Annotated in this window: 22 protein-coding genes and 1 other RNA gene; 9 read left to right on the top strand and 14 right to left on the bottom strand. The window is 47.8% G+C overall.

Translation table 11 applies throughout. The features are described from left to right. Positions 1-44: 44 nt before the first annotated feature. Positions 45-1493, bottom strand: coding sequence for a S41 family peptidase (locus tag BTV99_RS01990; RefSeq protein ID WP_083608472.1), 1449 nt, complete (start codon positions 1491-1493; stop codon positions 45-47). Positions 1494-1860: 367 nt separating this feature from the next. After that, entirely contained in the window at positions 1861-3516 is a 1656-nt protein-coding gene (gene gpmI / locus BTV99_RS01985) for a 2,3-bisphosphoglycerate-independent phosphoglycerate mutase (protein ID WP_075100655.1), read from the bottom strand. Positions 3517-3682: 166 nt separating this feature from the next. On the opposite strand from gpmI, the gene ssrS reads away from it, so the two are divergent. Continuing rightward, positions 3683-3878: non-coding RNA, 6S RNA (gene ssrS, locus BTV99_RS01980), on the top strand. A 122-nt stretch (positions 3879-4000) separates the two neighbouring features. On the opposite strand, the gene BTV99_RS01975 is transcribed toward ssrS, so the two are convergent. Next, entirely contained in the window at positions 4001-4624 is a 624-nt protein-coding gene (locus BTV99_RS01975) for an FxsA family protein (protein ID WP_075100654.1), read from the bottom strand. 153 nt (positions 4625-4777) lie between these two features. Between BTV99_RS01975 and ruvC the strand changes: the two genes are divergently transcribed. Next, positions 4778-5362 carry a crossover junction endodeoxyribonuclease RuvC gene (gene ruvC / locus BTV99_RS01970; protein WP_075100653.1) on the top strand — a complete coding sequence of 195 codons (585 nt, stop codon included), beginning with the start codon at positions 4778-4780 and terminating at the stop codon, positions 5360-5362. Between the two features lie 137 nt (positions 5363-5499). Here ruvC and BTV99_RS01965 read toward each other — a convergent pair whose 3' ends face one another. The 4 genes from BTV99_RS01965 to BTV99_RS01950 all read right to left on the bottom strand — a co-directional run bounded on the left by BTV99_RS01965 (position 5500) and on the right by BTV99_RS01950 (position 10618). After that, complete coding sequence (locus BTV99_RS01965; RefSeq protein ID WP_075100652.1) at positions 5500-6432, bottom strand: META domain-containing protein; 933 nt, start codon at positions 6430-6432, stop codon at positions 5500-5502. A gap of 512 nt (positions 6433-6944) precedes the next feature. Continuing rightward, positions 6945-7607 (bottom strand): glutathione S-transferase family protein, encoded by a 663-nt coding sequence (locus tag BTV99_RS01960; RefSeq protein ID WP_075100651.1) that lies wholly within the window; start codon positions 7605-7607, stop codon positions 6945-6947. Positions 7608-7886: 279 nt separating this feature from the next. Further along, the gene (locus BTV99_RS01955) at positions 7887-8525 is read right to left on the bottom strand and encodes a peroxiredoxin (RefSeq protein WP_075100650.1); all 639 of its coding nucleotides are present in this window, start codon (positions 8523-8525) and stop codon (positions 7887-7889) included. A gap of 365 nt (positions 8526-8890) precedes the next feature. Next, a complete protein-coding gene (locus tag BTV99_RS01950) occupies positions 8891-10618 on the bottom strand; it encodes a glutamine--tRNA ligase/YqeY domain fusion protein (protein WP_075100649.1) in 1728 nt (575 codons plus the stop codon). A gap of 241 nt (positions 10619-10859) precedes the next feature. Here BTV99_RS01950 and BTV99_RS01945 point away from each other — a divergent pair, with 241 nt between their 5' ends. Together BTV99_RS01945 and BTV99_RS01940 are read left to right on the top strand one after the other, a co-directional pair. After that, entirely contained in the window at positions 10860-11375 is a 516-nt protein-coding gene (locus BTV99_RS01945) for a peptidylprolyl isomerase (RefSeq protein ID WP_075100648.1), read from the top strand. Positions 11376-11432: 57 nt separating this feature from the next. Further along, positions 11433-12275 carry a UDP-2,3-diacylglucosamine diphosphatase gene (locus BTV99_RS01940; protein ID WP_075100647.1) on the top strand — a complete coding sequence of 281 codons (843 nt, stop codon included), beginning with the start codon at positions 11433-11435 and terminating at the stop codon, positions 12273-12275. A gap of 145 nt (positions 12276-12420) precedes the next feature. On the opposite strand, the gene orn is transcribed toward BTV99_RS01940, so the two are convergent. Then, a complete protein-coding gene (gene orn, locus BTV99_RS01935) occupies positions 12421-13008 on the bottom strand; it encodes an oligoribonuclease (RefSeq protein WP_075100646.1) in 588 nt (195 codons plus the stop codon). A 207-nt stretch (positions 13009-13215) separates the two neighbouring features. Here orn and rsgA point away from each other — a divergent pair, with 207 nt between their 5' ends. The 4 genes from rsgA (at position 13216) to secB (ending at position 16364) form a co-directional block, all read left to right on the top strand. Beyond that, positions 13216-14319, top strand: coding sequence for a ribosome small subunit-dependent GTPase A (gene rsgA / locus BTV99_RS01930; protein ID WP_075100645.1), 1104 nt, complete (start codon positions 13216-13218; stop codon positions 14317-14319). A 150-nt stretch (positions 14320-14469) separates the two neighbouring features. Beyond that, positions 14470-14925, top strand: coding sequence for a rhodanese-like domain-containing protein (locus BTV99_RS01925; RefSeq protein WP_075100644.1), 456 nt, complete (start codon positions 14470-14472; stop codon positions 14923-14925). A 477-nt stretch (positions 14926-15402) separates the two neighbouring features. Further along, positions 15403-15666 carry a glutaredoxin 3 gene (gene grxC / locus BTV99_RS01920; protein WP_075100643.1) on the top strand — a complete coding sequence of 88 codons (264 nt, stop codon included), beginning with the start codon at positions 15403-15405 and terminating at the stop codon, positions 15664-15666. A gap of 245 nt (positions 15667-15911) precedes the next feature. After that, positions 15912-16364 (top strand): protein-export chaperone SecB, encoded by a 453-nt coding sequence (gene secB, locus BTV99_RS01915; protein ID WP_075100642.1) that lies wholly within the window; start codon positions 15912-15914, stop codon positions 16362-16364. Positions 16365-16569: 205 nt separating this feature from the next. Here secB and adk read toward each other — a convergent pair whose 3' ends face one another. From adk to BTV99_RS01880, 6 genes are all read right to left on the bottom strand, one after another. Then, positions 16570-17223 carry an adenylate kinase gene (adk, locus tag BTV99_RS01905; protein ID WP_172953130.1) on the bottom strand — a complete coding sequence of 218 codons (654 nt, stop codon included), beginning with the start codon at positions 17221-17223 and terminating at the stop codon, positions 16570-16572. Positions 17224-17455: 232 nt separating this feature from the next. Then, the gene (ccmI, locus tag BTV99_RS01900; protein ID WP_075100639.1) at positions 17456-18736 is read right to left on the bottom strand and encodes a c-type cytochrome biogenesis protein CcmI; all 1281 of its coding nucleotides are present in this window, start codon (positions 18734-18736) and stop codon (positions 17456-17458) included. Then, positions 18733-19296: a cytochrome c-type biogenesis protein gene (locus tag BTV99_RS01895; RefSeq protein ID WP_075100638.1), complete on the bottom strand. Its 564-nt coding sequence runs from the start codon at positions 19294-19296 to the stop codon at positions 18733-18735. The genes ccmI and BTV99_RS01895 overlap by 4 nt, the downstream gene beginning before the upstream one ends. Further along, on the bottom strand, positions 19293-19952 hold the full coding sequence (locus tag BTV99_RS01890; RefSeq protein WP_075100637.1) for a DsbE family thiol:disulfide interchange protein: 660 nt from the start codon (positions 19950-19952) through the stop codon (positions 19293-19295). Before BTV99_RS01890 ends, BTV99_RS01895 begins: the two co-directional genes overlap by 4 nt. 4 nt (positions 19953-19956) lie before the next feature. After that, entirely contained in the window at positions 19957-21984 is a 2028-nt protein-coding gene (locus BTV99_RS01885; protein WP_075100636.1) for a heme lyase CcmF/NrfE family subunit, read from the bottom strand. 236 nt (positions 21985-22220) lie between these two features. Continuing rightward, positions 22221-23555: a hypothetical protein gene (locus BTV99_RS01880; protein WP_075100635.1), complete on the bottom strand. Its 1335-nt coding sequence runs from the start codon at positions 23553-23555 to the stop codon at positions 22221-22223. 575 nt (positions 23556-24130) lie between these two features. Here BTV99_RS01880 and mrdA point away from each other — a divergent pair. Then, positions 24131-26098 carry a penicillin-binding protein 2 gene (gene mrdA / locus BTV99_RS01875; protein WP_075100634.1) on the top strand — a complete coding sequence of 656 codons (1968 nt, stop codon included), beginning with the start codon at positions 24131-24133 and terminating at the stop codon, positions 26096-26098. Positions 26099-26141: the final 43 nt, after the last annotated feature.

Genomic DNA, 26141 nt, shown 5'->3' with positions numbered 1-26141 from the left:
GACGATCTATGGCACGGGCGACCATTATATGATCTAGATTGGTATTACTGAGCGCGGTTGGGTTTTCGGACAAAACGAACGCCTGACGTTAAGGCGCGCTCTTTGACCAGCTCAAGAGCCTGCTGTCGCCACGTGCTCTCATTTCCAGAGAGCATCACATCAGGTGTCACCCCGATCTCATCTATCTTTTTACCCGTGGCGGTCATATAGTTGGCGACCGTCAGTTTGACCGCTTGCTCATCGTTTAGCGGAATCACCGACTGTACCGATCCTTTACCATAGCTGACCTCCCCAAGGATAGTGGCGCGCTGCTGCGCCTGCAGGCTACTGGCAAGCACCTCGGCCGCCGAAGCCGAGTAGCGATTTTGTAGCACCACCATAGGTAGAGGCTTAAGGATGGCCTCACCTGTCGTTGACAGCACGCGCGGCTCGTTTTGGCGCGCTTGTACCTGCACCACATCAGTATCATTCATGAACAGACTGGCGACATTCACCGCCGAGGTAAGCACGCCGCCTGGATTGTCACGTAGATCCAACAAAATGCCTGAAACCGGCGAGTCTAGATCGATCAAACCCTCAAGCAGCCTGTCACGACTATCGTTTTGAAAGGCTGGTAGCCTAACCACCGCAATACCATCGACCAGCTCTATCTCAATGGTTTGCGGATGGCTGTTATTTCGTTGCAAAGTGGTAGTGTGCTTACGGCGACCCGCTTTAGAAGTCACCACATCTACTTGCGTGCCAGCGATACCCGTCAGCAGTTGCTCAACGTCGTTGGTTTGGCGACTTTCATCAAGCTTAAACTCACCCACCTGATGCAAATAATCGCCGACTGCGATGCCTTTTTTGTCAGCAGGTGAGTCATCGATGACCTCTGTGATGACCCAGTAGCCTTCTTGTGGCTGATAGCTGACCTTGATACCGACATCGCCTACGTCGCCTTCGGTAAAGGCACGCAGGTTTTCATAAGCCTCAGCATCCAAAAACTCAGCATGACTATCGAGCTTGGTCAACATACCGCTCATGGCATTATTAAACAGCGTCTCGTCGTTGACCGCATCAACATACTCACGGCGCACCAAATCGACCACAGCGACAAAGGTTTTGAGCGTCTCAGGAGAAATGGCATTCAATGACACATGCGCGACCTCCGGCGGTATCGCGGTATCGATTACCTCGGCCTCGTCATTGAGCACGCTTTCATCGGCAACGCTATCTATCGAATCATCGATGTCGTCGGCTGCCTCTAGCATGTCGGCGATATCTGATAGATTGTCTTCTGCAGGGTCTATCTCATCCGTATTTAAGCCAATCAGTTGCAGCTTCTGCGCCGAATGATGACTGGGAGCCGCTTGAGAGATATTGACACCGACCAGCCCTAGCAGCGCTGCCATAAAGACAGGCTTACATACAGCAGGCGTGCTAGGTACACATCTGATATCGCGATTGATTTTTTTGATGAGAAAAGAGCGTATGGCATAAATAGGACGCATAAAATACTCGTGTTAATCATAAAATATCGTAATTTTTATTATAAAAATATCTGTGATAGCGACTTTATAAGATAGCATCAAGAGCAGAGCTAAGACTAGTAGTGTGTTGCAAACCCTCAGTATGTAAATCGTTAACTGTCATTGGTAGACTGCGGTCGTGATAATAAAAAAACACCTAAAAATATAGCAAAAAAAGGAGAGACAATCATTATCTCTCCTTATAATATGACGGTACAACGTCTGTCTGTCCTTACCATAGCCATATTACCGCTACAGCACAACTCACGGCATAGCCACAGTATCGTCATTCACCGCAATGAGCAACACGCCGCTACTCATGAGGGTGGCGTATGATCATAAAACAGGCTTACGACGCTGGAACCAATAGGCTCTTACCTGTCATTTCAGCTGGTGCATCCACACTCATCAGGGTCAAAATTGTCGGAGCGATATCGCTGAGTTTACCCCCACTGCGCACCGTGAGTTTTTGCTCGCCGATATAAATCAGCGGTACCAACTCGGTGGTATGCTGAGTATGCACTTGCCCACTGTCATAGTCCTGCATTTGCTCACAGTTGCCATGATCAGCGGTGATAAGCATATCGCCGCCAGCCGTGCGCACAGCAGTCTCAAGACGGCCGATACAAACATCGAGCGCCTCTACCGCTTGCACCGCGGCATCAAAGATGCCCGTGTGCCCGACCATATCACCATTGGCATAATTGACCACTAACACATCATACTTGCCAGACTCAATCGCCTCGACCAGCTTATCCGTCACTTCAGGGGCGCTCATTTCAGGCTTCAGATCATAAGTGGCCACATCAGGTGATGGTACTAGGATACGGGTCTCGCCTTCATACTCTTCTTCGCGGCCACCACTAAAGAAAAACGTCACATGAGCGTACTTTTCTGTTTCGGCGATACGTAGCTGCGTTTTGCCGATGTTTTGCAAATACTCGCCAAGGGTGTTGGTCAATGAGGCGGGATGATAAGCGATGCTGGTGTGAGGATTGTCAGCCAGCACATCAGAGTATTTGGTCAGCATGACAAAGGCGGCCAGCTTTGGCTGCTTTTGACGGGCAAACCCTGAAAACTCATGATCTGGCAGCACAAACGCTTGGGTAAGCTCGCGAGCACGATCAGCGCGGAAGTTCATAAAGATCAGCGCGTCATTGTCTTCAACTGTATAAGGCATTTCATCACGGCCAATCACAGTCGTCGGACTGACAAACTCATCCGTCTCGCGCGCTTTATAAGCGGCTTGTACAGCACCATCGGCACGCGTTGCCAAGCGGTCAGCTTTGCCTTCAGTGATCAGCTCATAGGCTTTTTGGACGCGCTCCCAGCGATTGTCACGGTCCATGGCATAATAGCGCCCGATGATACTGGCAATCTGTACGCGGCCACCTTCGTAGTGGGCATTGAGCTTACCGATATGGTCACGCAAGCGATCGATATATTTATCAGCAGACTTAGGCGGCGTATCGCGGCCATCTAGAAAACAATGCACAAAGACGTTTTTGGCACCATGTACCAGCGCTGAGTGACACATCGCTTCGATATGGTCTTGATGCGAGTGCACCCCACCATCAGAAAGCAAGCCCATGATATGCACATTACCGCCCAAGTCGTTTGCCGCTTTTACTGCATCGACCAGCGCTTGATTTTTATAAAACTCACGGTTGGCCAATTCGTTTGAGATACGCGTTGAGTCTTGATAAAGGACGCGGCCAGCGCCGAGGTTCATATGTCCCACTTCTGAGTTGCCAAACTGACCATCGGGTAAGCCCACATCTTCTCCAGAGGCAGAGATCAGGCCATGTGGGTATTGCTGATAGATTTTATCCAAGTTTGGCATATTGGCCGCAGCAATGGCATTGTCCTTATCTTCTTCACGATGACCAAAGCCGTCCAATATCATCAAAACATGCGGTGTTTTTTTGTTTTGTCCGCCGTTTTTGTCACTAAGTTGTGCCTGATTGTCATCGATAGACTCTGATGGTTGCTGGTTCGTGGTCATATATTACCGCTCCTCAAGTGAATGAACGCCTATAATGCTGTCTTAGGGTGTTGAAAGCCCTCTATATTAGCACATATCTGAAAATTGCTGAAAAACTGACAAATTTTCACTACGTAGCAATCTGTAATTGTTACTTGCAATCACACTTTTCATTGGTTAAGATGAAACTATTCTGAAGTGTTGGCTAGTAGATGTTTATTCCCTGAGCCGATAATGCTTTACTAGGATGTGGTACCTATTGCCTCATTGTGTATGCCTGCACCGCTTGCGGTGTATCAGGAAACCTGCAGAGGCAGTGACGCATCCGCCCTGAACTTCACGGTTCATGGGTCACCATCTTGCGGCGGCACTTCGGTTGTTCTATTCGGTCTTCTCTTTATTTTATTGCTTGTAAAATATAAAGGATAAATAAGCCATCAAGACCAGCAAAAAGCCCCTTTCGTTCATCACGAAAGGGGCTTTTTGCTATCTGCTTTACGGCTTGCTATGATTCATCATTAGCAGACTTGGTGATTTTTTTTACATCTTTAGGCACGCTTTTGGCCGTACCATCTACGGTGGTATGCTGTTTAAAGACATCGCCAAACGGGTTTTGCGACTGCTGACCAAAGGGGTTTTGACCACCCATACCACCTGCACCGCCAAACGGATTTTGACCGCCCATGCCACCAAATGGGTTTTGACCACCCATCTGTCCACCCATTTGTTTTGCCATCATTTCCATCATTTTTTGCTGATTATTCATGACATAGTTGTTGGCCGCATCTTTCAGCTTTTTTTGTACAGGCGGCAACACAACCAATAACGCTAGTAAATCACTGAGCACCCCTGGTATCAGTAATAAAATACCGGCTGCCGCCATCGCCACACTTTTCAGCATGGTAGACTCTTGCGGGCGCATCGCTGGATTCATCATGCCACCTGCTTTCATCTGCTGCGCCATCGGGTTGAGCGCGGCCATGCCTTTGCGCATCAGTGACACACCGATGACAGCGGCGATGATAAACCACATAAATACCCACCAGCCACTCATAAACTGAGCAAGCAAATACCACAGCAGCATCTCAATAATAAACCAAACAATGGCGATACCAACGATCTGACCCATAAAGTGTCGTCCTATAAAATAAAAACCAATAAATAAAGCGCCATACAAATTAAGATGGCTAACATATGATGTATATGGGGATTGATTGCTATACTATCAAACTTATAGCGGATTTTTAAGATATAAAACAAAATGTAAGTAAGACGGAATACTATGGCAATTATTATTGGGATTGACCCAGGCTCGCGTATGACCGGTTATGGCATCGTGCAACAAACCGGCGACAAACTGACCTATATCGATGCAGGCACCATTCGCACAGATACTAAGGAAATGCCTGAGCGATTAAAGCGTATTTTTAATGGGTTGACGCGTATTACTCAGCACCATCTAAAGTATACTGACGAACCAATTCATACGGCAATCGAACAAGTATTTATGGCCGAAAACCCAGACTCAGCGCTAAAGCTCGGTCAAGCCCGCGGTGCCGCCATCGCAGCGATGGTAGCACTAGACTTAGAGGTGTCGGAGTACACTGCTCGTCAGATCAAGCAGGCGGTTTGCGGCTATGGCGCAGCGGCCAAAGAGCAAGTGCAGGAGATGGTATGCCGTATACTGTCGTTAGATGTTGTGCCGCAGCAGGATGCCGCCGACGGCCTAGCCTGTGCGATTTGCCATGCTCACTCCAGCCATTCGATGAACAAACTGATATTAAACAGCGCCATGCGCGGGCGCGGCAGCTCTAAGAAAAAAGGCCGCTGGCGGCTAACAGAAGAAGACTTGGGCAATTTACGCTAAGTCATCAAGCTATTTGTCTACAAACCATCAGACATAAAAAACACGCGTCATTTGAACGCGTGTTTTTTTATGTCATTTTGGCTATCTAGCCCTCGTTTTAAATAACCAAAACGACCAACCAACTTACCTTAAAAGCCTCACTCTACCACGCTACTTTCTATCACGGCATCGAGTACATAAGCGTACTCTTCACCTGTTGATACTGCGTCTTCGGCATCCAGCTGATAGCGCTGGAGACGCAGCACTTCATCATGCTTGCCGTCATGCTGATAGCCTTCGATTTCTCCCGTGAACGCAGCCCATTTACCTTCACTGGTCTTGATACCTTGATCATCATAAGTGATGGGTTTGACTTGCAGACACTGCTGTGTCCCCTCAGCGGTGCAAGGGGCTTTCTTGGCGTTGACGGCCCAAAAGACGGTTTTTCCTTTGCTATTATATTTCGCCTGTGAGGTCAGCCGCCCTTTCCAAGTCAACGTCACCTCATCGCTGGTCACTTGCGTGAGTAAGGGCCACTCATCTGTCGTCACGCTCAACTCACTCGTACCCTGCATCAATGTGTTCAGACGATTTTCAGCCTCATTGAGATCTTGGCAGAGCATTTGTGTACTCATGCTCTCTTCGGTGGTCAACGTATTACCCTGCAGCTGATAAACCGCGCTCATAGCATTGCAGCCAACGCTATAGCTCAAAGTGTCTTGCCCTTGATTTTGATTAAACAGTAATGACACTTGGTCTTTGATATCAGCCAGCATAGACACCGATGGCCCACTGCCAGCATTCTGAATATCCGATAGCGTCCAACGATAGCGCGATAGGTTTTCGATCATTTTTTGCTCTACCGTCAGCTTATCATCATGGCCATCGTCTGTATCCGTATTCTCTACATTCATCTCGTCTATTGGCGTAGTGCCATCTGTTTCACTGGTTACCGCCGCTTCATGACGATCCACCGTGTCACCATCAGCAGGCGCAGTGGATTTTTGACAAGCGCCCAGCGCTAGACTTGCTACAAGCATGCTTGGTAATAGTAGCCATTTCGAAGCGGGTTTTGCGGTTTTACTTACCATACAACGTACCTCTTAGTAAGCTTGGTTTCTTTTTTTTGTATAAAACAGATGTGGCAAAAAACTGTCAAATATCATTTAAGCTCTATTACAAAGCTTTTTATGCAACGTCTAAAAGCTCAGGACAGATTGCTCACTATAACGCTGTGTCTACGGCACTATGTAATAAAATGTTTATTTTTATTACATCTTTTAAAAATAGTTCCCAAATCCATGTTTTAGTGCTAGTAGTCGTGAGTTACTATCTTGCAACTTCTATCTTGGCTTGATTATAACGCCTTATTAACACTGCATAAAAAAACAGCCAATCATGAGATAAGCTGTTTTAATTGAATATAAGCTGTCAGCAGTTGAAAGGTTAATTGAGCAGCTAGGGCGTGTCCTCATTTGACCAGATTTAGCCATTTTTAACCCATTTAGATTACTATCGATTGAATTGAGGACACGCCCTAGTTAAGGATACACTTAAGAAGTAAGCAGCCGACTACTTATCAATCTCTCGTGTCCATCTCTCATCACTTACTGCCATCTACGGGCTTGGCTTTTGCCATATTTTTGATACTAAACTGCTCATTCATTTTTTGATAAAAACGTGCTAGGTTTTCACTTTGCTTGCTTGGGTCGACTTTAAGTATTTTGCCAAAATCCAACCCCAAATACAGCACAATATCAGCAAAGCTTAACTGCTCACCCACGAGATAGTCGCGACCTACTAAAGCGTTCTCAAAATAGCCCATGGCTTTGGTAGCACGGGTGATAGATGGCTGGACAAACTCAGGAACCTGCTCGACGCGCTGAGCCTTGGAGGGATGACTGTGCTGAAACGCCAGCATCAGGTTGTACAACACCTCAAACTCAGCGATGCGGCGCATGGAGCAAACTTGCGCGCGCTGTACCACATCATTCCCCATCACTGAGCGCTCGCCATAGACGCGGTCTAGATACTCACAGACCGCTTGTGAGTCATTAAGCACCGTCCCATCGTCTAAGGTCAAGACCGGTACCGTCTGCATCGGATTGATCTTGGTAAATTCCGCCGACATCTGCTCGTTGGCTGCAAAGTCGATATCTATCACATCGACGTCATCCATGTCATCGACATCAATCCCTTTTGACGCCAAGAGTATCAAAGCTTTACGCGGATTTGGGGCAGTACGAGTAACGTATAGTTTTTTCATAGTAAACTCCTTGTAAAATAAACAGATAACGATTCAGCCCTGCCAGCCATTATTATAATAAGTAATGAGCATTGCTGATTAATAAACGCATGGCTCTTTTATTTAGAATAGACTCTATACCATAGTTATAGCCTACTCGGGGCATCATAGCAAAGCTTTCTTGTTTTTTGCTAAGGCAGAGTCCTAAAGCAAGATAAATACGACAGTTGAGATATAAAGAAAGCCTCACAACTTTACGTCGTGAGGCTTTGTATCATGCGACTTGCCATTCACTGCCACTTATTTATTAGGGGCAGGTGTGGTACGTAGATATGGCTTAATTTCTGTATGGCCTTTTGGATAGTTGGCAGGGATGTCTTCGTTTTTGACACTTGGCGGGATGATCACATCGTCGCCATCTTTCCAGTCGACTGGCGTGGCAACATTATACTCATCAGACAACTGTAGCGCATCGATGACCCGAACGATCTCATCAAAGTTACGACCACAGCTGGCTGGATAGGTCAGGGTCAGACGTACTTTTTTATTTGGATCAATGATAAACACGCTCCGAACGGTCGCGGTGTTATCAGCATTTGGGTGAATCATGTCATACAAATCCGCAACCGTACGATCAGAGTCTGCAATGATAGGGAAATTCACCGCAGTGCCTTGTGTCTCTTCGATGTCGCCGACCCAGCCTTTGTGATCTTCTAAGCCGTCCACTGACAAAGCAATCGGCTTGACATTGCGTTTTTGGAACTCACCGCCCAATGCAGCGGTGCGGCCAAGCTCAGTAGTACAAACTGGCGTATAGTCGGCAGGATGCGAAAACAATACCACCCAGCTATCACCCGCCCAATCATAAAAATTAATATCACCCTCTGTGGTGGTTGCATCAAAGTTTGGTGCGGTGTCGCCTAAACGTAAATGTGCCATACTAAATTCCTTATTTATATGAATGATGAGCGCTGAGCTTACTGTCTTATGCGCCCTATTATTATAAACCGATTATTGCAATGTGCGAGACGGTTTGATCATTTGCTTACCCCGTCTAGTGCATCAATAAAACTCACTTTATAGTACCAAACTGGTTATGAATGTCTTGTGAAGGATTGTAATTCGCTTATTCCATTTATCACTAAGCGAACCAATATATAGGTAGCATAGCGCATTAAACTACCATGCCTGTATCCCACAAGCAAAATTCATAAAAAACCCACCCCTAGCGCACTAGAGATGGGTCAGTATAAAAGAACAATGATTTGACATTAAGCCCTAAGGGCGCGCTCAAAGGCTATGCATTAAGCCGGCTTATAACTGTCGCGTAAGCTGACGATTTGGTTAAATACCGGCTTGTCACTGGTGTGCTCTTCGCTATCGGCGATGAAGTAGCCTTCACGCTCAAACTGAAAGCGCGTGCCAGCATCGCTATTGGCCAATGACGGCTCAACCACTGCCGCAAGCTCAGTCAACGAATTGGGATTGAGTACTTGATGCACATCACTGGCACTACCTGGGTCCTCGACACTAAATAACTGCTCATACATGCGTACGGTCGCAGGGACGCCAAGGCTGGCTGACACCCAATGAATCACGCCTTTGACCTTGCGGCCTTCAGGGTTATTACCCAATGTCGCAGGATCAATCGTCGCTTTTAGCTCGGTCACATTACCAGCATCGTCAGTAATGTGCTCAGTCACGGCCAGCACATAAGTGTTACGCAGGCGGATTTCTGGCTTTTCTAGTGACAGGCGCTTATAACCGGCTGGCGGCTCAATCTCATAGTCGCCTTGGTCGATATAAAGGGTTTCGGTAAAGGGAATCTCACGCTCACCCATATCGACGTTAGGATGTTTTGGCTGCTTGAGCCATAGAGTCTGAGCATCTTCATCCCAGCGTGCATTGACGCTATCGGCCTTTTGTGACTCCCAGCTGCTGACCGCATCGCTAAAGTTCGTAATCGTCACTTTTAAAGGCTTGAGCACCGCCATACCGCGCGCAGTCGTCGTCTCGAGTGATTGACGGATACTGAATTCTAATAGACGAAAATCAACAACGCTGTCGACTTTGGTCACACCAACGCGCTCACAAAAATCACGCAGGCCCTCTGGCGTATAACCACGGCGGCGCATACCCGCGATGGTCGGCATACGCGGATCATCCCAACCGCTTACCACCCCTTCATCGACCAACTGTTTGAGCTTGCGCTTACTGGTCATGGTGTGATCAACGTTTAAGCGGCTAAACTCATACTGGTGCGGCGGCACCTCAAAGCCGATTTTTTCTACCGCCCAATCATAGAATGGGCGATGGTCTTCAAACTCCAGTGTACACAATGAATGGGTGATACCTTCGAGCGCATCAGAGAGCGGATGGGCAAAATCATACATCGGATAGATGCACCATTTATCGCCGGTTTGATGATGCGCTTGGTGCATGACGCGGTAGATGACAGGGTCACGCATGTTCATATTAGGGCTTGCCATATCAATCTTGGCACGTAGCACCGCTTCGCCTTCGGCAAACTTGCCGTCTTTCATATCTTTAAAGCGCGCCAAGTTTTCTGCGACACTGGCATCACGCTGCGGTGATGGCGTGCCTGCCTCATTAAATGAGCCGCGATTGTCGCGGATTTGTTCAGGCGACTGCAAATCCACATAAGCGTCGCCCTGCTCGATAAGCTGCACCGCCCATGCATAGAGCTGATCAAAATAACCTGATGCATGATGCGCCTCGCCTGCCCACTCAAACCCAAGCCATTTGACATCGTTTTCGATATTGTCGATGAAGTCTTGTTTTTCTGCCGTTGGGTTGGTGTCATCAAAACGCAGGTTACAGACCCCGCCAAACTCCTCAGCAATACCAAAGTTTAGACAGATTGATTTGACATGACCCAAGTGCAAATAGCCGTTTGGTTCAGGGGGAAATCTCGTTACGATTTGGGGGTATTTTTGCGCCTTAATATCATCACGAATGATATTACGAATAAAGTCGTTTTTTTGTGCATTATTGCTTGAGTGCTCACTCATTACTCATTGCTCCTAGCGCAAGTATTCAGCGCGTGTTACCACGCTCAAAAATGATAAATTAAAAAAGACTGATAAAAGATAACGTTGCGTTATTCTATCAGGTTTCGCAAAGGCATTAACAGCCTGATACATGACAGACGACAAAAAAGCCGTTAGACTAGCCATAACTTTTTAACCACCCACTTTTAACCACCACTTGACAGCGTCATTTAAGGCGCTGCAATCAAAAAAGGAATATCACATGGTAGACATGCCGCCAGTAGTACAACTAGACACCAATATGGGTGCGATCGTCATCGAACTCAACGAAGAAAAAGCACCAAAAACCGTAGAAAACTTCTTAAACTACGTAAAATCTGGCCATTATGACGGCACAATTTTTCATCGCATCATCGATGGCTTTATGATTCAAGGCGGCGGTATGGACGCTGAGATGAATGAAAAAGCAACCAATGCTCCTATCGAAAACGAAGCGGACAATGGCCTAAAGAATGACAAAGGCACTATCGCCATGGCGCGTACGCAAGATCCGCATTCAGCGACCAGCCAATTCTTTATCAACGTCAAAGACAATGATTTCCTAAATCACTCTGGCAAAAACATGCAAGGCTGGGGCTACACGGTATTTGGTAAAGTCACCAGCGGTATGGATGTCATCGACAAAATGCGCGGCGTACCAACCGGTCGCTTCGGCATGCATGCTGATGTGCCAAAAGAGCCTGTCGTTATCAACTCTGCGACCATCGTTTCTCAGTAGGTCGTGATAAGTAAGTGTTACTGATAGTCTGACAATAGACGACAAGGATTATGATAAATGCAAACGTTTAATCATCTGATAACGACCCGCCCACATGAGGTGCGGCAAGTATTCATCAGCGATTTGCATTTATCGCCAGAGGAGCCTGCCTTAGTGCAGGCTTTTTTGGCACTGCTTGATGACTGTTTGGCCCTGCCCGTCCTCAAACGCTTATTTATCTTAGGCGATTGGTTTGAGGTCTGGATCGGTGATGACGCTTATTTGGCGTTGTCAGATGACGCGCGCCAAACCCACTGGCTCACCCCGCTTATCGCTAAATTAAAACAACTGCGCATCAATGGCTGTGAGATATTGGTGATGCATGGCAATCGTGATTTTCTGCTAGGTCAGCCGTTTTGCAACCTGTTTGGCGGGGAGCTGATTGATGAGCCGTATATGTTAACCATCGGGCAGCAACACTACCGTCTCGAGCATGGCGACGCGCTCTGTACCGATGATAAAAAATATCAGTTTTTTCGTAAAATCATGCGCAACCGTCTGACCCAGTGGTATCTGCTGAATAAATCCCTAGAAAAACGCTTGGCCATCGCGGAAAAAATGCGCCAAAAAAGCCAACAAAACAATGCCAATAAAGCCGCTCACATTATGGATGTCAACGATGAGGCAGTGATACAAGCCGTGGCTAATAGCGATGCGCTGCTACATGGCCATACCCATCGTCCAGATACCCATCATGCGACCGATGATAAAAAACGCTACGTGCTGGGTGACTGGCGCTTAATCAATAAAGAGAAGCGGCAACCAACCGTCAACGCAGTGATTGGTGTGATGATCACTAATGAACACTCAGATAGCAATAAAGCTAACTTTGAATTGGTTGAATTTAGCTCACTGGTCTAGCTTCTTTTTTTACAAACCAAACGATGTAATAAAATGATGTAATAAGATAAAGGGTCTGCTAACTAGTTAGCAGACCCTTTATCTTATGGCTATTCACTTATCAAATGCAGGCTCATTACTTATCGAGCTTAACTTATCAATCTTATTAAGGCATCAGTTTAAAAAAGTGCTGACGATAATGCTTAAGCTCACGAATAGAGTCACGGATATCATCTAACGCGAGATGGCTGCCGCCTTTTTCAAAGTTTTTTAAGATATCAGGGCGCCAGCGAAAGCACAGCTCTTTAATCGATGACACGTCAAGGTTACGATAATGAAAGAACCGCTCCAGCTCTGGCATTTGCCGCGCCAAAAAGCGACGATCTTGACAGATTGAGTTACCGCACATCGGCGACTTACCGCTATCGACCCATTTATTCAAAAACTTAATGGTTTCCGCTTCAGCCTCTGCCAGCGTCACCTTACTACGGCGCACCCGATCGATCAGACCTGACTGACCATGCTGCTTGGTGTTCCAGTCATCCATTTTGTTTAATACTTGATCGGATACTTTAATCGCAAACACTGGCCCTTCTGCCAGTACGTTTAAATCCTCATCAGTGACGACAGTAGCAATCTCGATAATTTCATCGTTTAAGGTGTCAAGTCCGGTCATCTCTAAGTCAATCCATACCAGCCCTTTTTTGCCTTGATTTTTGATCTTAATTTTATTGGGATGGTCGCCGGTAGTCATAAAATATCCTATGGTCAATAATGTTTGGAGCAAGTTGTTATATAAAAAGTGCCGTTTTATCTACGGTGACAAGATGAGGGCATGGGATTTAACAGTGCCAAATCAGCCCTGATATTACAAAACCACTATCTGCCACGGACGGTTTAGGCTGTATGTTAGCAAATTTTCACGCTACACTTAGCAATATTTTTATAATAGGTCAAAACCATGGCATTAATACGGCAGCGCAAACTGACTAAACAACAGATTCGTCGCATTGACAAACAGCAGCTCGACAGTCAAGACAGTCTCGATGACAGTTTGATGGATGGCGTGGTCATGGCGCATTATGGCAAGCAGCTAGAAGTACAAATCACCAGCTTGCCTGCGGTGCTACCGGTGCAGCCAGAGATTGCGCCTGATGATCCTGAGCCATTTTGGCAAGCGCTGGAATTGGGCGATATCTGGCGCTGTCATGTGCGTACCAACCTGCCTATGCTGGCGGCAGGCGACCACGTACGCTGGACAGCTGACCCCAATACCGGCTTTGGCCGTATCGAGTCGGTCAAACCGCGTACCTCTCTTGTCTCGCGTCCTGATCGTTATCATAAGCTCAAGCCTGTCGCTGCCAATATCGATATCTTGGCGATCGTGTTTGCGCCACTGCCAGCGGCGGCGCCGTCCCTGATCGATCGCTATTTGGTGGTCTGTCATCACGCGGGCGTCAAGCCGCTATTGGTATTGAACAAAGCCGACCTGCTCGCGCAAGAAGACGGCATCGATACCAGTGAGCTATTGGCACAATACGCGGCCCTTGGTTACGAGAGCGTACTGACGTCGGTTGACTGTCCTGAAAACATCGCCGGTAGCGATGCCCAAACAGGTCTTGATGAGCTAAAGCGTCATATAGATAAAAAGCTGGTGATTTTTGCCGGACAGTCTGGCGTCGGTAAAAGCAGCCTTATCAATGCGCTGTTGCCTGAGTCAGGGCAAATGGTCAACGTCATCTCCGAAAACTCAAAACTTGGCCAGCATACCACCACCACCAGTCGCTTATTGCCGTTTAATCCAGAGGACTTGACGGAGGGCGGTATCGTCGACACCCCTGGCATTCGTGAGTACGGGATTTGGCATCTGACCCCTGATGATATCATCTCAGGCTTTATTGAGCTTGCCCCGCTCGCTGGCGACTGTCAGTTCCGTGACTGTCGTCACACTCACAACAGCAAAGGCTGCGCGCTATGGCAAGCCGTAGCTGATGGTGATGTGCTACAGCGCCGAGTCGAAAACCTGGTGACCTTGAGCGAAGAGGCTGATACCAAGCCCTATTAACAACGCTATGTATCAAATCCGCATTATTAAACTGTAGGTTGCTCATCATACATTTACTATAGATGACCTAATCGGTATAATAGCGCCTTGTTCAAAATCATTGAGCTGTCTTCTCAGCTTAATAGAACACTTATTTTTTGGAGGTATGGTTTGGATCGTGCGCTAGAATTTGTGGGCAACCACCCGTTTTTGTTTGGTATATTAGCCGTACTTGCTGTGCTGTTTTTTACCATCGAAAACAAACGTAGCGGTAGAAAAATATCGCCCAACACGCTTGGCATGATGGTGAACTCGCAAAACGCGCAGCTGATCGATATTCGCGCCAAAAAGAAATTTTTGACCGGCTATATTCAAGGCAGCCGCAACATACCTTTTACTGAGCTAAAAGATCGCCTAGAAGAAATCCGCGCCATCCAGCAGCCAGTGGTCATCATCTGCGATATGGGCGTACAGGCAGGCGCAGCCATTCAAATGATTGGCAAAGATGACGTTTATCGCTTAGAAGGTGGCATTGGCGGCTGGCAGGCAGCTGGTATGCCGCTCGTTGGTTTAAAAGATGCCAAGTCAAAAACCAAAGGCAAGGCCAAGCCGTCATTGAACAAATAGCTGGTGCTGCATTATTTAGTACCAGTAACCATTAAAAAGACACCGCATTTAGGTGTCTTTTTTTATGTGGTATAGTCATTTCACTATAAAAATGTTATTGCAAGGCTGATAGAAATTTTTGCAGTATCGAGCGGTGTAGGTACAGTACACTAGAAATTTTTATCGGCCTTGCTGGTTAATAAACACATGACTTTTTTATTTAGAATCGACTATAGTTATACCGCTGCAGCGCCTTTTTGGCCCATCTCGCTTGAATTTGCCTGACACATCCCCACTGTACTAATAAGCCCGGCCCAATACCTGGCACGTTTACTTGTGAGTAACCGATGATCATCATTTTTATCACATGATTGTTTATCGTATTTTTTATAATAACTAGGGTCTGTTAAGCATTTCGTTTTTTATTCATATTTTTTATGCGTAGTTTTTTATAATAAAGTCATTACTGACGACCATACTGACCAATAAGGATTTATCATGACTGTATCTGTCAAAGTTTATACCACGCCTATCTGCCCGTACTGCTCTAACGCCAAACAACTACTAAAAACCAAAGGCGTCGATTATGAAGAAATCGGTATGCACGATATGACGAGCGAAGAGCGCCGCGCATTGATGCAAAAGACCAATAACTATCGCACTGTGCCACAGATTTTTGTGGGTGATACCTTTGTCGGCGGTTTTGATGAGCTCAATCAACTGAACCAACAAGGCAAGCTTGACGAGCTATTGGCCGGTTAATTTACAAGTTTTTTGCAACCTTGTTTTGCGGTTTGTCATCAGCTGTGTAATGATAAGCAGCGGCAAAATAAAACACGGTATTATGCAATGTGTGTGATAAAACGGCGAGATTGATCTTTTTGATTCAATCTCGGCTACTATTACCATAAGGCTTTTATGACGACGCTTTTGTCATAGTATTTTTAACCACAGTATTTTTAATCATAACTTGCCCAATCATTTGATTTAATTTTAGAGGAATTATCATGGCTGAAGAACAAGCACAACCACAATTGGCACTAGAGCGCATTTATGTAAAAGACATGTCACTTGAGGTGCCAGGCGCGAGCGTATTTACCAAAGAGTGGAACCCAGAGCTTGACATCAATCTCTCTAGCAACGCAGAAAAGCTAGACGACGATCATTATCAAATCGTCTTGACCGTCAGCGTGACTGCAAAAAACGCAGGCGAAGCCGCATTTATCGCTGAGGTACATCAAGCGGGTATTTTCTTATTAAAAGACATTCCAGAAGACCAAATCGGTCAAATTCTAGGTGCTTATTGCCCAAATGTGCTATTCCCCTATGCACGCGAAGTCATCAGCGACATCGTCACACGTGGTAGCTTCCCGCAGTTGCTACTTGCTCCTGTGAACTTTGACCAAGCCTACGCACAAAGCCAGCAGCAAGCACAAGTTGATGCGCAAGGTAATGCATAAGCGGTGAGCTGCTAAGGCAGACAGCTGTTGTGTTAAATGCGTATTAAAAGCCGCTTACTTATCATAGGTAAGCGGCTTTTTTGTGAGTATGGTCGTGTGTGGGCAGGTTTGTGCGGGCAAGGCTATATGAATGCGTATCAGCCACAAAAAAACCCTGCTAAGAAACAGGGCTTTCAATCACGGCATCGGTTATCTTATGACAAGATTAACCCTTGAGCGCCGTTAGGATTTGTTGTTTGACATCGTCGATCGCTTGCGTACCGTCAAACTTATCGTAGTTCGGCGCATCACCACCTTCAGCCGCTTTGTTTTGATAAAAATCTACCAGCGCTGAGGTCTGCTGATGATATGTCGCTAGGCGATCACGAATGGTCGACTCTTGATCGTCCTCACGCTGGATCAGCGCTTCACCCGTCACATCATCGATACCCTCGACCTTTGGCGGATTGTGATCGACGTGGTAAACACGGCCTGAGCCTGGGTGCTGGCGACGGCCAGACAAGCGCTTGACGATTTCGTCATCAGGTACGCTGATTTCGATGACATGATCGATTGCAACATCCGCATCAGCCAGCGCTTGCGCTTGTGGAATCGTACGTGGAAAACCATCTAAGATACAACCATTGGCACAGTCAGGCTTGGCGATACGTTCTTTCACTAGGTTAATGATAAGGTCATCAGATACCAAACCACCAGCATTCATGATGTCTTTGGCTTGTTTGCCAAGCTCACTGCCTTCTTTGATTGCTGCACGCAACATATCGCCAGTTGAGATCTGCGGAATATCATACTCTTTAGAAATAAACTGGGCTTGGGTACCTTTACCGGCGCCTGGTGGACCTAGCAAAATAATACGCATCATTACACGACTCTCCTTAATAGGTAGGATTTTGGGACTAATAAATACTTAGGGATTGGTTGGTTGCTAAGCTACCTTACCTTGTGGCTTGACAAAGCTCAAGTATTTTCATTATCTGCAGTAAAAAGTCGCAATGACTTCTCTGTTCATATAATGCAGTTGCGCGCTGCTGTGACGACGACAGCGCGCTTACTGAGTGGGTAGTAGTCGCTACTAACAACCGTTATAAATACTAGGGAATTTGTTGATTGATTTCAACATTGACCTGATTTTGATCGGCACTAATGACCACAGGGTTGCCAGATAAGTCGCCTGACTCAGCCGCCGCGGTGCCACTATGACTGATACGAGCGATCACTGCCAGCTGTACCTTGTCTGCACGCGCCGATTGTAAGGTGCGCTCAGGCATCATCGCATCGAGATCGCTTAGACTGATAGTGGCCTCGCCTTGCTTGATCACGCTGATCGGTAAGCGCTTGGCGGCAAATGGCGGTCCACCATTGACATCACGTATCGCCACAAACAATACATCGTCCGCCTTGACAAGTGGCAACAGGCTGGCGCTGATTCTAATGCTTACCTCCACCCCTTCTGAGGCTTGTTGCTGCTGCGCGCTGACATTGGCGCTGAGCTCATCTAGGCTGGCTAAGGCTTTTGTATGGTCGCCAGGTTTGGCAGCGATACTGCTCCGCAGACGTTTAATCCAGCCTTGCGCCTCCTCAAAGTTATTACTACGCGCCTCGCCCATGGCCATCAGCATTTGCGCGCCTTCGTGGCGTGGGTTTTTGGCCAGCACGTCCTGCAAGACGCGGCGACTGGTGGCGTCTAGTTGACCTTTATTGGCAAAGAAGCTGATCTGTGCATAGGTCGTCGCAATCTCCTCGTTATCAGGCGATAAGCGATAAGCACGTGACAATGCCTCTAGCGCCGAATCTGTCGCTTCTAATGACAAAAACAGCTCAGACAAACGCATCCAGCGATTGGGGTCATCAGCATGACGATAGACATTGGTCTGCATCGCGCTGATAAGCTGCTGGCCGTTTTCGATTGCCCATACAGGTGGCTGATCGATTTTGCCAGTCAACAAGTCATCAGCGACTTTTCCGACCTTGTCTTCGGCCGTCCACAGCTCAAACACAGGCGTTCGGTCACCCACCATCAGATACGCCAGCGCAGCCAATACAGGCACCCAAACCATGAGAATCAGGCGGCTTTTGATACCAGGGGTGACCATCGGGGTGACTTCACGTTGGGCATCCAATAATTGCCGCTCAAGCTCGAGCTTTTGGTTTTGGTAGTGAGCATCATCGATGGTGCCACTGTCTTTGTCTGTTTGTAGCTCTGCCAGACGCTCGCGAAACACCGCCACGTTGATATCTAGTAGCTGGTTGTCCACAGAAGTGCCTGATGTACGCGCGGCGCGCAGCCATGGCATGATGGTGATAACAGCAAGGAGTAAGGCAATCAGTAAGCTTAGAGCAATAAATAAGCCAGCGGTAGAGAATATGGTCATTTTTTGTCCTCGGGGCTTGTGGTGTCATGAGCATCATTATCGGTGCTTTTGGCACGCGATAGCAGACGATCAAGTTCGGCTTTTTCGGCGGCAGTCAGCTCCGAGGCGGTATTATCTACCGTCACTCTACTCTGACCGCTCGCTACCAGCTGGCGGCGACGGCTTTGCCAAAACCACCCTATCAATAATACGATCAGTAGCAATGGCGGAAAAAACCATAAAATCCATGTCGATGGACGTACAGGCGGCTTGTAGCTGATAAAATCGCCGTAGCGCTCTTGCATATAAGCGCGAATCTCACCATCACTACGACCGTCTTTTACCATATCGTAGGTTTTTTGCTTTAAATCTTGAGCGATCGGCGCATCAGAGCCGGCCAAGTTTTGGTTTTGACATTTCGGGCAACGCAGCTCTTCGATTAGCCCTCGGTATTGGGCTTCTTGTTGTACAGAGTCAAAATCATATACCTCTATCGCCGCGTAACTTACGCTACTGAGCAAGCACGCTAGGACAACGCCGGCCAGCTTCAGTATCAGAGTAGATAAGTGATTGGCCATCATTTACATGCCTCCGCAACCTGAGCTGGATCTGGGCTGATGTTTTTATCATTGGCGTCATTGAGCACCATAAGACAAGGGGTAATACGGCTTTGCCAATTGCTCTCGTTTACTTCCCCAATAATATGCTGGCGAATAACACCCTTCCCATCGACCACAAAGGTCTCAGGCGCACCGGTCAACCCCAAATCCAAAGCAAACTGACCAGATAAATCTTGAATAGACATCGAAAACGGATCGCCGCCGCGGTTGAGATAGCTGAGCGCATCACCGATATCGTCTTTGTAGTTGACGCCCACCAAGTTGACACCGCGCTCCTCTAGCTGCATCAAAAAAGGATGCTCGATGATACAAGTGGGACACCAAGAGCCCCAGACATTGAGCAAAAACGGCTGATCGGGCAAATTGTCGTTGGTCATGATACGGCTGGTGTCTGACAATAATGGCAACTCAAAAGGCGGCACCGGACGCTCAAGCGCCGTATTGGTCACGATATCTGTGGGCTTACCCAGACGCATATACAGCATAACGAGTAAGCCGATAAACACAATCAGCGGAATCAAGAACCATACTTTTAACTGCTTTTTGTTCATGGTTTTAGACCCCTGTACAGAGGTTTTTTGGGTGCTATTTTCAGAGGAATGGTTGGATGAGCTCATGTGTTTACGCCCCTCTCTTTGGTGCTGGTGTGTCCAAGTCGGCAACCGTGGCAAAGCCTGATTTTTTGGCAGCGACTTGCGCAGGTGTCTTGTCCTTATTAAAGCGATAACGCTTATCAAGCATACTGAGCAGCGCGCCTAAGGCCATGATGATTGCGCCTAGCCATATCCAGCGAATCAGTGGCTTCACATAGATACGAATTGCCCATTCGTTACTGTCAGCAGCGATAGGCTCACCAAGCGCCACATAGACGTCACGCATGAGGCTGGCATCAACGGCAGCTTCGGTCATTGGCATCATGCTGATGATATAGTTACGTTTTTCAGGATACAAAGTTGTGACATCGCGCCCATCTTTGCTGACCAATACTTCAGCTTGAGTAGCATCAAAGTTACTGCCTTTGACTTCGCGAAAGTCCTTAACCGTAAAGTCATAGCCTTGGACATGGACGCTCTCGTTTGGCCCTAGTGCCACATCACGCTCGATGCTGAGCGTGCTGGTAAAGGCCACACCAATGACAGCAATGATGACACCAATATGCGCGGTTTGTTGTCCCCAATAGCTCAGACGTAGCTGGCGCAGCCCCTGCAGACGACTCGGGGCATTTTTGGTTTTGTCTTTGAAATCAACGACCATCCAAAACAACACCCAAAAACTAATCGCCAATGTCACGCCAATATTGAGCATGGCAGAGGGGCTAGCAAAGTAGGTGATAATCGCAGCCAGTACCAGACTACTTGCGGCAATCACCATGCCAGCGCCCAAGAGCGGACGGCTGTCTTTTTTCCAGCGAATGTTTGAGCCCATACCCATCGCGATGAGCAGCAGCCACGTCAGTGGCACAAACAGCGCGTTGAAGTACGGAGGGCCGACAGAGACCTGACCGAGGTTAAAAGAGTCAGCGATAATCGGGTATAGCGTACCCAGCAATACCACCAAGGTAGCAATTAAAATAATAACGTTATTGATCACCAAAAATGACTCTCGTGAGATCAGCTGATACTGACTCTCAACCGTCAAGCGCCAACCGCGCACCGCAAACATCAACAGGCCGCCGCCCACAACGATACCAAGAATCATCAAAACCACCAGCCCGCGCGTGGGGTCGGCAGCAAATGAGTGCACCGAGGTAATCACCCCTGAGCGCACCAAAAAAGTACCAAGCAAGCTCAGCGCAAAGGCAAAAATAGCCAGCATGATCGTCCAGGCCTTAAAGACCCCGCGTTTTTCGGTCACCGCCAGCGAATGCAGCAACGCCGTACCAGCCAGCCACGGCATGAGTGAGGCGTTTTCTACAGGATCCCAAAACCACCAGCCGCCCCAGCCAAGCTCATAATACGCCCACCAAGAGCCAAGAGCGATACCAACGGTCAAAAATCCCCAAGCCGCCAGCGCCCATGGACGCGACCAACGTGTCCATACTGCATCCAAACGCCCTTCCCACAATGCCGCCATACAAAAAGCAAATGGCACCGCTAAGCCCACATAGCCCATATACAGCATCGGCGGGTGAATGATCAGCCCAAAATCCTGCAAAAGTGGGTTGAGATCTACCCCATCTACGGGCAGATTGGGCAAGGTACGATCAAATGGCGACGAGGTAAAAATCAGCATCGCTAGCATCATGACCTGCACACCGGCCAATATCACGAGTACCCGCGCGCGCATCGACAACGGCAAGCCACGGCTAAAGTAGGAGACCAGCGCGCACCACGTGGCCATGATGGTCATCCACAACAAGAGCGAGCCTTCGTGCCCGCCCCATGTCGCCGAGAGTTTATAGTACCAAGGCAACAAAGTATTAGAGTGCTGCGTGACATAGACGAGACTAAAGTCATTGAAATAAAAGCCTGCCATCAACGCAACAAATGAAAAAATCATGGCAGCAAACTGTGCCCACGCGAGACTGGGCGCGAGACGCTGCCAAGCAACGTGATCGCGCATGACGCCAACGGTTGGTAATACCACCTGCAAAATCGCCAATATAAAGGCGGCCAGCAAGGCAAAATAACCCAATTCTGTGATTAACATACGGTCTAACCTTGTTTACCTTGGATACAATTAAGGATTCGCCAATAGCCTTTTGGCCACTGGCAAACGCGAAATAGTCCTTTATGCGGTCATAGTTTACGGTTAAAAACGGCGGTTTTAATGGCTATAGAAGCTGTAAAACTCGCTACTATTGTCGTGATGTATCAATAGGAATTATTGATACAAAAAACGTATCTGCTATTTATATTTATACTCAGCGATGCGCCCATGACAGATCACTGTACTGAAGGAAAAAACACCAAGACCAAATGCAGCCAGCCTGCCAAAAACCCTGTCAAACCACCAAGGATGATCAGCGTCATCTCGTCCTCTTTAAAGGCAGGACGCAGCAGGTTTTGAAACTCATTTGGCGTCAGTGCCCGAATCCGATCGCGAAACATCCCAAATATTTTACTGGCACGGCTCTCATTGAGCTCAGGATCACGCAGCGGCACCATCGTGGCCACGATTGACTTGTCAATAATGGTGTTTTTTAGCTGACCATACTCACGGCGGCCCAGCCCGACACGCAGCGTAGTACTGATCACAGGCGACTCTAACACCTGATACAAATGCGACTTCATCAAGTCACGCGTTTGCGGCGCGCGCACGCCATACATCATCTCATTCATGATGTTTTCTAACGTCACCAAGTCTCGCACCACAATCTCAGCAAACACCTCAGAGACCTCTTCTTGCCGCTTCATAAAACCGCCCTGCAAACGGTACTGGGCGATGTGCGGCATTTGCGGCTGAATAAACGGAAAGCGGCGCTGAACTGTAAAAAACTTCACATAAGGTATAAAACGCGGCTCAACAGGATTAAACACCATCCAAATCGCAATCCAATTGGTCAAAAAGCCCCAAATCGCCGCAAAAAACGGCACGGTCCAATGCTGCGGCACCACCAAAAAGATAAACATCTGGATAATACCAAAGACCAGCCCAATCAAAGCGCTGATATGCCAGATAAAATCTATTTCTTTTTGGCCAACTTTCAAAAACATATTGACCATCAAGCGGCGATCACTCTCCATTTTATTGACAATCATCTGACGCATATCGACGAGATCTTCGACATGGTACGTCAAATCCGTCACCAAGGACTGCATGATGCTTGGCAGCTCTTTGTGCGCTTGGGCATAGACGCGGCGCTTGACAGCATATGGCAAATTGCCCCATAAGGCTGGCGAATGATCGAGCATAATTTCATCAATCAACACCTCAAGGTTTTTATCGACCGTCTCCGTGATAAAGGCTGCCATCTGCTCAGGCTCCATCGCCTGAAAAAACTCATCAAGCGACCCAAGCTTTGATAATGTCTGATCGACGATAACCCCCGATATCTTACCGGCTTTACGCGGCACGATACCCTGCCAGCCAATACCTGGCAAACCAAAAAACGGAAAGTTTGGGATACGAATACCCCAAAACTTAATCGGATAAAACAGCATTTTGAGCGCCATCCACACATGTGCCCAAGTGACAAAGGCGGTCACCGGCGGGATGGTTAGCATGGCAAAAAACTCTGGATGCTCAGCGATTGTCTGCCACAATGAAGTTACGTCCATGATTTATCTGGTTCCTGACAGGTTGATTGTCGGTGCTAGTAAATGAGCGTTAGCAAACTTCGAGCGCGGCAAAAAGACGCGCGGCCATCATAACGACTATAAAACAAATCGCCTGATTTTAGCATACTTGCTATTTATTAGCACACGTCGCAGCGCGCAAGTTGTGACTCATCTGACAAATAACGGTGAGCCACTGCCAGCGCTGATACAGCTAATCCAACATAGCAATCGCGCCCTTTAGGTCGTGTCTACTGATATTCACTTTATATGGACCTGATGATGGTGGTCGGCCAGATAGCGCCTGACAGCAGATAATCGTGACAAACCCGCTGACGAGTACTGCGCGCGCGCATGGCTTCTGTTATAATTTGTCCACCAACCGCATAAGATATCAGCCAGTCAGTTGCTAAGATGTCTTTTTGAGCAAAGACCATCTATGTGATTGAAACCCTTTGCATTATCCTTTATTCTTACCGCGCTTTGGCAAACCTGTCTATTTGTTTGCTTATTTTTTGTTATCCATGTTTTGCTGACTCAGCTTTATTGACTCGCTGACCGTTTGGGCTTTGATTTTTATGAATAAACCGCTGACTCCCAATACCGAACAGGTCAATCGTATTTTTACCAATCGCATTATCATCTTTGGCGCTATTATCCTCCTAGGATTGGGTGGTCTGATACTGCGTTATGGCTATCTGCAGGTCTATGCGCATGATAAATATACGACGCAAGCGGACAACAACCGTATCAAGCTGATTTCAGCGCCGCCGAGCCGCGGCTATATCTATGATCGCAACGGCATTATCTTGGCCGACAACCAACCTGTCTTTACCGCGATGCTCAGCCCTGATGAGGTCGAAAATCCTGAGCGCACCTTAAACTTACTGGCGCCTATTTTTGATCTGACAGAGACGGATATCACCGATATTTTGGCGCGTCTGAATAAAGCCAAAAACGATCCGGTCACCATCAAGATTGACCTAACCGAAGCGCAGGTGGCGCAGTTTAGCGAGCGTAAACCGTTTTTTCGGGGCGTGACGATTCGAAGTAAGCTGACCCGATCCTACCCTTATGATGAGCTATTTGCCCATGTCATTGGCTATGTCGGCCGTATCAATGACAAAGAAACCAAGCGTATCGACAAGGATCGTTATGCAGGCACTGACCTCATCGGTAAAATCGGTATCGAAGATTATTATGAAGATATCCTCTTAGGGCAGCCAGGTTATCAATCGGTTGAGACCGACGCGCACGGCAACATCATTCGCCAACTAGACACCAAACCACCGATCGCGGGCAACGACATCACTTTGAGCTTAGATTATGGCCTACAAAAAGTCGCCCAGCAGCAGCTAGATGGCCGCCGCGGTGCCATTGTGGCCATCGACCCCAAAACAGGCGACGTATTGGCGTTTGTGAGTAATCCAAGCTACGACCCAAATCCCTTTATCTCTGGTATCTCCTTTAAAGATTATGGCGACCTGCGTGATGATCCAGATCAGCCGCTGTACAACCGTGCACTGCAGGGCATGTATCCCCCTGCCTCTACCATCAAGCCCTTTGAAGGCTTGGGCGCACTGCATTATGGCCTACGAGAGTGGGAGACCTCTATCTATGACCCAGGGTATTTTAGCTTGCCAGGCGACAGTCACCGTTTTCGTGACTGGAAACGCGGTGGTCATGGCTCAGTCGACCTCAAAAAATCGGTGGTGATGTCGGTGGACACTTATTACTATAAACTCGCCTATGAGATGGGTATTCAGCGCCTGCATGACTGGATGGTGCGCTTTGGTTTTGGAGAGCAGACGGGTATTGACTTGCCGCATGAGCGCTCAGGTATCATGCCATCGCCGAAGTGGAAAAAAGAAACTTATGATAAAGACTGGCTACCGGGTGAAACCATCTCAGTCAGTATCGGTCAAGGGTATTTTTTGGCGACGCCGCTACAGGTAGCCAACGCCACCGCCATGACGGCCAGCAAGGGGCAACATATTACCCCGCATTTACTCAAAAGTAGCGACGGCGCAGCGGACGTAAAGATCATCAGCAAACCTGATGGCAAAATCGACTACAATGGCAAGCCCTCAGACTGGCTACGCATGCATGACGCGATGGAGAGCGTGGTAAAAAACGGCACCGGACGCCGTATTTACACCTCAGAATATCGCATCGCAGGCAAGACGGGTACCGCACAGGTCAAATCCATCGCTCAAGGCAAACGCTATGATAAGTCTGCGCTCGATAAGCGCCACTGGGACCACGCGTGGTTTAGTGGCTTTGCCCCTGTCGATGACCCACAAATCGCGCTGGCGGTGCTGGTCGAAAACGGTGGCGGCGGTAGTACCGTTGCCGCCCCAATTGGCCGCGCGCTCTTTGATTATTGGGTACTACAGCGGCACGACGACCCTATCTTGCCACCGACAGCAGACGAGCTAAAAGCCATTAAACGTCAAAAAGCGTTTGACAAAGCCATGCGTGATGCGCTGCGTGATAAAGAAGAAAAAGCACAAGCAGAGCAAACTGCCAATGCAGCGGCACAATAGGATACATAGGAATAATAAGCAAAATAAAGACCACGATCAGACA

Source organism: Psychrobacter sp. Rd 27.2, from assembly GCF_001921755.1.
Lineage (GTDB): Bacteria > Pseudomonadota > Gammaproteobacteria > Pseudomonadales > Moraxellaceae > Psychrobacter > Psychrobacter celer.
Note: the sequence above shows the minus strand (reverse complement) of the source record. Positions and strands in the feature narration are given on the sequence as shown.

Bases quoted from the DNA above. Each gene is read 5' to 3' on its own strand.
- BTV99_RS01990 (WP_083608472.1), bottom strand. From the start codon at position 1,493: ATGCGTCCTATTTATGCCATACGCTCTTTTCTCATCAAAAAAATCAAT.
- gpmI (WP_075100655.1), bottom strand. From the start codon at position 3,516: ATGACCACGAACCAGCAACCATCAGAGTCTATCGATGACAATCAGGCA.
- BTV99_RS01975 (WP_075100654.1), bottom strand. From the start codon at position 4,624: ATGGGTCAGATCGTTGGTATCGCCATTGTTTGGTTTATTATTGAGATG.
- ruvC (WP_075100653.1), top strand. From the start codon at position 4,778: ATGGCAATTATTATTGGGATTGACCCAGGCTCGCGTATGACCGGTTAT.
- BTV99_RS01965 (WP_075100652.1), bottom strand. From the start codon at position 6,432: ATGGTAAGTAAAACCGCAAAACCCGCTTCGAAATGGCTACTATTACCA.
- BTV99_RS01960 (WP_075100651.1), bottom strand. From the start codon at position 7,607: ATGAAAAAACTATACGTTACTCGTACTGCCCCAAATCCGCGTAAAGCT.
- BTV99_RS01955 (WP_075100650.1), bottom strand. From the start codon at position 8,525: ATGGCACATTTACGTTTAGGCGACACCGCACCAAACTTTGATGCAACC.
- BTV99_RS01950 (WP_075100649.1), bottom strand. From the start codon at position 10,618: ATGAGTGAGCACTCAAGCAATAATGCACAAAAAAACGACTTTATTCGT.
- BTV99_RS01945 (WP_075100648.1), top strand. From the start codon at position 10,860: ATGGTAGACATGCCGCCAGTAGTACAACTAGACACCAATATGGGTGCG.
- BTV99_RS01940 (WP_075100647.1), top strand. From the start codon at position 11,433: ATGCAAACGTTTAATCATCTGATAACGACCCGCCCACATGAGGTGCGG.
- orn (WP_075100646.1), bottom strand. From the start codon at position 13,008: ATGACTACCGGCGACCATCCCAATAAAATTAAGATCAAAAATCAAGGC.
- rsgA (WP_075100645.1), top strand. From the start codon at position 13,216: ATGGCATTAATACGGCAGCGCAAACTGACTAAACAACAGATTCGTCGC.
- grxC (WP_075100643.1), top strand. From the start codon at position 15,403: ATGACTGTATCTGTCAAAGTTTATACCACGCCTATCTGCCCGTACTGC.
- secB (WP_075100642.1), top strand. From the start codon at position 15,912: ATGGCTGAAGAACAAGCACAACCACAATTGGCACTAGAGCGCATTTAT.
- adk (WP_172953130.1), bottom strand. From the start codon at position 17,223: ATGCGTATTATTTTGCTAGGTCCACCAGGCGCCGGTAAAGGTACCCAA.
- ccmI (WP_075100639.1), bottom strand. From the start codon at position 18,736: ATGACCATATTCTCTACCGCTGGCTTATTTATTGCTCTAAGCTTACTG.
- BTV99_RS01895 (WP_075100638.1), bottom strand. From the start codon at position 19,296: ATGATGGCCAATCACTTATCTACTCTGATACTGAAGCTGGCCGGCGTT.
- BTV99_RS01890 (WP_075100637.1), bottom strand. From the start codon at position 19,952: ATGAGCTCATCCAACCATTCCTCTGAAAATAGCACCCAAAAAACCTCT.
- BTV99_RS01885 (WP_075100636.1), bottom strand. From the start codon at position 21,984: ATGTTAATCACAGAATTGGGTTATTTTGCCTTGCTGGCCGCCTTTATA.
- BTV99_RS01880 (WP_075100635.1), bottom strand. From the start codon at position 23,555: ATGGACGTAACTTCATTGTGGCAGACAATCGCTGAGCATCCAGAGTTT.
- mrdA (WP_075100634.1), top strand. From the start codon at position 24,131: ATGAATAAACCGCTGACTCCCAATACCGAACAGGTCAATCGTATTTTT.